Origin of the sequence: Paenisporosarcina sp. TG-14 (genome assembly GCF_000297555.1) — a bacterium.
In the GTDB taxonomy this organism is placed as follows: Bacteria; Bacillota; Bacilli; order Bacillales_A; family Planococcaceae; genus Paenisporosarcina; species Paenisporosarcina antarctica.
Genome location: NZ_AMGD01000106.1, coordinates 1 through 6,429, shown reverse-complemented (window position 1 = coordinate 6,429; position 6,429 = coordinate 1). Strand labels below are relative to the sequence as shown.

Sequence of the window (6,429 nt, the reverse complement as noted above, 5' to 3'; positions counted from 1 at the left end):
CTTCTAACAGTCTGCCTTTTTAATTTCTCTACAATTTAAGCTTAGTAAAAATGGAGGAAAATTATTTTATCCAATAGTGTGAAAAGAAACCTGCCTTTTATCATAGCCTAGGAAGGGAATGAATTCCGAGTAAGTTTCCGATAATACGCATAACATATATAGATTTGATTCAAAACTAGGGGTGATTGATTTTGTCAATCTTGGCTATACTCATTGTGGTTCTTAATGCAGTGGATGGTGCGCTAACCTATATAGGTTTAAAGACTTCTCAGATGGTTGAGCTTAATCCAATACTTAGAATGATGCAGCCTGAATCTGTTCTATTCATTAAAGTATTGTTGAGTGTTTTGCTGTGTTATATCATTTATAAAAAAGGATTGATGAGATTTGGGAGGAAGCTTCGAGTGCTGTTATGGATTGTAGTGATAATGTACACTAGTGTAATTATTCTACATCTCTTTTGGTTAATTCCATTCTTGTTTTAATGGAAGGAATCTATATATTCAAATGGATGATTGTAGTACACGATAAATCTAGTTGGATTTAAACTATTAATTATATATAATATAAATAATAGTTTAGAGGGATAGGATGAGTAAAGTGAATGAAGTGGGAACAATACCGAACGAAATTTCAATGTTAAAAGCACTAAATAGTATTGGTGAGACTATTATTATTGCGGATAAACTGTTCCATATTAGATGGATGAATAGCAATGCTTCGGATTTATTAACTTTGATTGCACCATTGTTCCAGTTACAAGACAGTCGTGCCTTTATTGGATTAAGTATGGACTTCTTTCATCAGCGTCCTGAACATCAACAACGAGTTATGGGAAGTTTAATGACGACGTTGCGAACAAGAATTACAATTCGAAATCGTTTCGTTACTGATATAGTTGTTACACCTATAATGAACGACCTAAAAGAAATTGAAGGATACGTTATTATGTTGATGGACGTAACCACAAAATCAGAAGAAGAAAAAAAGAAAGAAAAGTTAATTAAAGCACTTTCAATCCCCATTTTACATGTGTGGAAAAATACAATTGCATTGCCTTTAATTGGAGAGTTTGATGCAGAGCGAGCAGACTTACTCATTTCATCTGTGTTGATGGAATGTTCGACTCAACGTATCGAATATGTATTAATATCTTTAAATGGACTAAGTGAGTTTGATCAGGAAGTTCAATTTTATATTCAGAAGTTGTATGATTGCTTAAAATTAATTGGAGCTAAATGCATATTGGTGGGAATCAGTCCCCAAATGGCTATTTCGATGGGATTCCTTGAAAGAGATATCCCGACATACAGATCAACTTATGCTGGTTTGGAAGCTATTATTGAGCAACAAAAGCATAACTAATCGAAAAACCGCTTCCTTGCGAAGCGGTTTTTTAGTTGCAACTGTAAATGAAAAGTCGTATAAAAAAGGTATTCCAAATTAATCAATCAAAGCCTGTGAGTATTCTATATCTAAAATGATCGATGAATAACTTCCACCGTTTACTTGTGCAAACATTTTCCCAGCGGATTGCATTAGTTTTTCAGCTTCTACATTGGATATAGAAGGTTTTAAAAAGAATATTTGTAAGGCATTGTCAGTACTTTCACTAACTGACGTTCGGAGTGAATCTACAAAAGGACTACCAAAAGAACCTAATTCATCTTCGATAGATAAGATTCCATTTAAATGAATTTCTTGTCCATTAATTCCTTTATGCATAGTTTCAGGTCCTCCACATACGATTTTGATATCTCCTTCTCCATGAGATAAATCATATATACCTACCGGAATTTCGTATTGAAGGGAGAAGAAATTATTTAGATCAACCGCACTGTTTACGGGTTGCAAATAGTTTTGATTTCGAATTCTGCGCATCATGGCTTCCATCGAAGGACGGTATCGACCTGGATCTGACCCAAACTTTTTCCACAAGGCTCTCCATTCAAAAATCCCTTGATAATCCGTTAATTTTTTATCTTGTAAATCAAAAAATAAATGTTCTTGATATAAATGCATGCGACCTTTTAGCATTTGAGGTGATTGTGAGACGACAAATTTGTTATAATGGTTAATGCCTATTTTAAAACGTTCATCAATTTTAAAAATAGATGGTTCGATTGAAATTTTCATGTTTTCACCTTCAAATCATTTTTCATCATTTTAGCATAAGGGGGGCGAAGTTTTCATGAATGTGAATCAGTTTCAACAAGAGCTAATTTTATATGCACACTCGATTGGCATTGATAAAATCGGTTTTGCTTCCTCTGATCCTTTTCGTGAGCTGAAGAATCGATTAAAGAGACAACAAGATCTTGGTTATCAATCTGGCTTTGAAGAGAAGGATCTAGAAAAAAGAACAACACCTTCGCTTTTATTAAATGAAGCAGAAAGCATCATCGCTATAGCGATTGCTTATCCTTCTCGCATGGAAAACGCACCAAAAGGGAAGAAAGGCGAGCGAAGAGGGATTTTTGCGCGAGCTTCGTGGGGAATTGACTATCATACGGTGTTACGAGACCGTTTAGCTAAATTAGAGCAGTTTATTGCCATGTATAGCGTTGATGCCAAAACACGCTCTATGGTGGACACAGGGGAGTTATCTGACCGCGCTGTTGCAGAACGTGCAGGAATTGGATGGAGTGCGAAAAACTGTGCAGTAATTACACCAGAATTTGGATCATACGTCTATTTAGGAGAAATCATTACGAACATTCCCTTTACACCAGATACACCGATGGAAGATGAATGTGGAGAATGCCGACTGTGCTTAGATGTTTGCCCAACGGGGGCCTTGATTGAAGGTGGTCAGCTGAATGCTCAGCGATGTATTGCATTTCTGACACAGACAAAATCGTTATTGCCAGAGGAGTTTCGAACAAAGATAGGAAACCGTATATATGGGTGTGATACGTGCCAAACTGTTTGTCCTAAAAATAAAGGAAAGTTTAATAGGCATCAACTCGAGTTCCAAGCCGATCCAGAAATTGCAAAACCTTTACTCATACCATTATTGAAAATGAGTAACAAAGAATTTAAAACAAAATTTGGACATGTGTCTGGATCCTGGCGAGGAAAGAAACCAATTCAACGAAATGCCATTTTAGCGCTTGCACATTTTAAAGAAGAAAGTGCAATTCCAAATTTAATTGACTTACTTCAAAATGATGTACGTCCAGTTATTCGTGGGACAGCTGCGTGGGCAATCGGGAAAATTGGAACTGAAGAGGGTCGCTTAGCACTAAATAAAGCATTACAAATAGAAATAGACGGTGAAGTGCTAAACGAAATTCATAAAGGGTTAGCATTCCTAACCGTAAATTAAGGGAGTGAGACTATGGCGATACACGTGGTACTTTATCAACCGTTAATCCCTGCCAATACAGGGAATATTGCTCGTACTTGCGCAGGAACAGATACAAAACTACATTTGATTCGTCCTCTTGGTTTTTCAACAGAAGATAAAATGTTAAAAAGGGCAGGTCTTGACTACTGGGAGCATGTTGATGTTCATTATTATGACGGATTAGATGATTTATTTGCTAAGTATCCAGAAGGGGAATTTTTCTTCATTACAAAGCACGGATCGAAGCCTCATACAACGTTCAACTATGACAACCGAGAAAAAGATACCTTTTTCGTCTTCGGTAGAGAAACGTCTGGACTGCCTAGAGAATTAATTGATGCGAATCAAGACCGTTGCTTACGTATTCCAATGAACGAAAATATTCGTTCATTAAACTTATCAAATACCGCAGCGATTTTAATTTATGAAGCACTGCGTCAACAAAATTATCCTAATTTAAATTAAAAAATGGGATTGCTAGTTATAGCAATCCCATTTTACATGTTTATTTTTTTTCTGATGCACCTGGTTTGTCATCGTACCCTGCCGTGAAAATCGCAGCAAGGAATGCAACAGTAACACCAAGAATTAGTAGTAAGCTCATAACGTTGCCTCCTAGTGAGAGAATTACAATATCATACCTAAGTATATCTTACTTCATTTCAAAAAGAAATATTCTGTACGTAATAAATATGGCGGAAATATAGCAAAGTTACAGTCATTTTTTTAGTGTGGTAAGAATAGTAATTGATATAAGAAGAGAACAGCAAAAATATAGAGTAAAGGATGTACATTTCTTGCTTGTCCTTTAAAAATTTTGAGCAATGGATATAAAATGAAACCAAGTTCAATACCTGTTGCTATACTTGAAGTTAAAGGCATTGTTAAAATAATAATAAACGCTGGGAATGCTTCATCAAACGAATCCCAATCAATATTTTTTACGGCACTAATCATTAGACTTCCAACAATAATCAAAGCAGGTGCGGTAATGGCAGCTACACTTGAAAGAGAAGAAACAAGTGGTCCAAAGAAAGCTGCAATGATAAATAATACTGCTACAGTAACAGATGTTAAACCTGTACGACCTCCAACTGCAACACCTGCAGAAGATTCGATGTAAGCTGACGTAGGGCTCGTACCGAACATTGCTCCAACTGTTGTTGCAACTGAATCTGCTAGTAAAGCTTGTTTGGCACGAGGCATATGATTACCCTTCATTAAGCCCGCTTGTTTTGCAACACCAATCATTGTGCCGGTTGTATCAAATAACGTGACTAGCAGGAAGGAAACGACGATTCCAATCATGCCATATTCAAATACATCAATTAAAGCAATTCCAGGATTCCAAACAATTATACCTTCAGGTAATGAAGGTAATTGCATTGGATTTCCTTTAAACGTTAATTGACCTGTGAAGAATGCAACTATACCTGTTGCAATCATACCGTAAAATAAAGCACCGTAGACATTTAAGACCATTAAGATAAGTGTCACTAGTAATCCGAACAACGCTAGTAAGACAGGTGCACTTGTTAAGTCGCCAAGTTTGACTAAGTTTTGTGGATGCGCTTCAACTAGCCCAGATAAACGTAACCCGATAAAAGCGATGAATAATCCAATTCCGGCAGTGATACCACTCTTTAAATTTTCAGGAATGATTTCGATTAATTTCTTGCGTAACGGTGTTAACGATAAAATAATAAATAGTAGTCCGGCAATAAATACAGCTGAAAAGGCAGTTACATAATTAATTTCACCATTTGATGAAATGACTACAGTATAAGTAAAGAATGCGTTTAATCCCATACCCGGTGCGATTGCGATCGGGTAATTTGCGAATAACCCCATCCATAATGTTCCTACTACAGCAGAAATAATTGTAGCTAAAAAGACTTGATCGAACGGTACTCCAGCATCTGCTAAGATAACGGGATTTACAATTACGATATAGACCATCGTCAAGAATGTAGTCATACCTGCAAGGAATTCAGTTTTCACATTAGTATTGTGTTCTTTTAAGCGGAACATAGTGTGTCTCCTTTCAAAAAGACGAACGAAATAACCAACATTTCATATAATATTCGTTTTTAGGGTGAAGTGCAATAGTTTTAAGCGAAAAAATCTTCTTACTCGTAAAATTCACATTCAATTTGTACAATAGAAGAACAAAGGATGGAAAGGATGAAGAATATGACACTTACTTTACAATCCACAAGAACATTACATAATGGCGTGGAGATGCCACGTCTAGGGTTGGGCGTATATAAAATGACGAACCCAGAAGAATCCGTCGAAGCAATGACTAGTGCGCTTCAAATCGGTTATCGTGCAATCGATACTGCCTCTTTATATGGGAATGAAAAAGAAGTTGGAGAATCTGTCCGCACTTCAGGTATCAAACGAGAAGATGTCTTTGTCACTACAAAAGTATGGAATTCTGATCAAGGATACGATCAAACGTTACGAGCTTTTGAAAAATCGCTTGAGCTTCTAGGATTTGATTATTTAGATTTATATTTAACGCATTGGCCAGTTAAAGAGACATTTATGGAAACCTACAGAGCAATTGAACGTTTGTATGATGAAAAACTTATTAGGGCTACGGGTGTTTCAAATCATCATCAAAAGCATTTAGAAGAAATCTTAGCAAAAGCAAATGTAAAGCCAATGGTGAATCAAATAGAATTAAATCCACGTCTTACACAGTACGACCTGAGAACTTTCTGTGGTGACAACCAAATCGCTGTGACTTCTTGGTCTCCATTAGCACGTGGGGGATTATTAAATGAGCCTTCACTCGTTCGTATTGGCAATAAATACGGCAAGTCCCCAGCACAAATAATTATTCGTTGGCATCTACAACACGATTTAACTGTCATTCCAAAGTCGGTAACACCAGAACGAATTGCAGAAAATGCGGATGTATTTAACTTTAAATTATCCTTCGAAGACATGAAAAATATTGATTCCTTGAATTTAAATGAGCGAACTGGTGCTAATCCAGATAACTTTAGCTTTAACTTTTAACCAAAAAAGAGATTCCTCTAGTCAAAATGAACTGAGCCCTTATTAACGGA

The 6,429-nt window shown here is 36.3% G+C and carries 7 protein-coding genes; 5 read left to right on the top strand and 2 right to left on the bottom strand.

Annotated elements, in window-relative coordinates; genetic code table 11:
- Window positions 1–215 precede the first annotated feature (215 nt).
- Entirely contained in the window at window positions 216–485 is a 270-nt protein-coding gene (locus tag C406_RS21460; protein WP_051005519.1) for a DUF5658 family protein, read from the top strand.
- Between the two features lie 106 nt (window positions 486–591).
- Window positions 592–1,365, top strand: a complete 774-nt coding sequence (locus tag C406_RS0118675; RefSeq protein ID WP_017382161.1) for an STAS domain-containing protein — start codon at window positions 592–594, stop codon at window positions 1,363–1,365.
- Between the two features lie 78 nt (window positions 1,366–1,443).
- Here the strand turns inward: C406_RS0118675 and C406_RS0118670 are convergent, their stop codons facing one another.
- Window positions 1,444–2,136 (bottom strand): B3/B4 domain-containing protein, encoded by a 693-nt coding sequence (locus C406_RS0118670; RefSeq protein WP_017382160.1) that lies wholly within the window; start codon window positions 2,134–2,136, stop codon window positions 1,444–1,446.
- 55 nt (window positions 2,137–2,191) lie between these two features.
- Here C406_RS0118670 and queG point away from each other — a divergent pair, with 55 nt between their 5' ends.
- The gene (gene queG, locus C406_RS0118665; protein WP_017382159.1) at window positions 2,192–3,328 is read left to right on the top strand and encodes a tRNA epoxyqueuosine(34) reductase QueG; all 1,137 of its coding nucleotides are present in this window, start codon (window positions 2,192–2,194) and stop codon (window positions 3,326–3,328) included.
- A gap of 12 nt (window positions 3,329–3,340) precedes the next feature.
- Window positions 3,341–3,814: a tRNA (uridine(34)/cytosine(34)/5-carboxymethylaminomethyluridine(34)-2'-O)-methyltransferase TrmL gene (gene trmL / locus C406_RS0118660; protein WP_017382158.1), complete on the top strand. Its 474-nt coding sequence runs from the start codon at window positions 3,341–3,343 to the stop codon at window positions 3,812–3,814.
- Between the two features lie 261 nt (window positions 3,815–4,075).
- On the opposite strand, the gene C406_RS0118650 is transcribed toward trmL, so the two are convergent.
- Entirely contained in the window at window positions 4,076–5,380 is a 1,305-nt protein-coding gene (locus C406_RS0118650; protein ID WP_017382157.1) for an NCS2 family permease, read from the bottom strand.
- 162 nt (window positions 5,381–5,542) lie between these two features.
- On the opposite strand from C406_RS0118650, the gene C406_RS0118645 reads away from it, so the two are divergent.
- Window positions 5,543–6,379 (top strand): aldo/keto reductase, encoded by an 837-nt coding sequence (locus C406_RS0118645; RefSeq protein ID WP_026045754.1) that lies wholly within the window; start codon window positions 5,543–5,545, stop codon window positions 6,377–6,379.
- Window positions 6,380–6,429 lie beyond the last annotated feature (50 nt).

Coding starts and splice junctions, on each gene's coding strand:
- C406_RS0118675 (WP_017382161.1), top strand. CDS start 592: ATGAGTAAAGTGAATGAAGTGGGAACAATACCGAACGAAATTTCAATG.
- C406_RS0118670 (WP_017382160.1), bottom strand. CDS start 2,136: ATGAAAATTTCAATCGAACCATCTATTTTTAAAATTGATGAACGTTTT.
- queG (WP_017382159.1), top strand. CDS start 2,192: ATGAATGTGAATCAGTTTCAACAAGAGCTAATTTTATATGCACACTCG.
- trmL (WP_017382158.1), top strand. CDS start 3,341: ATGGCGATACACGTGGTACTTTATCAACCGTTAATCCCTGCCAATACA.
- C406_RS0118650 (WP_017382157.1), bottom strand. CDS start 5,380: ATGTTCCGCTTAAAAGAACACAATACTAATGTGAAAACTGAATTCCTT.
- C406_RS0118645 (WP_026045754.1), top strand. CDS start 5,543: ATGACACTTACTTTACAATCCACAAGAACATTACATAATGGCGTGGAG.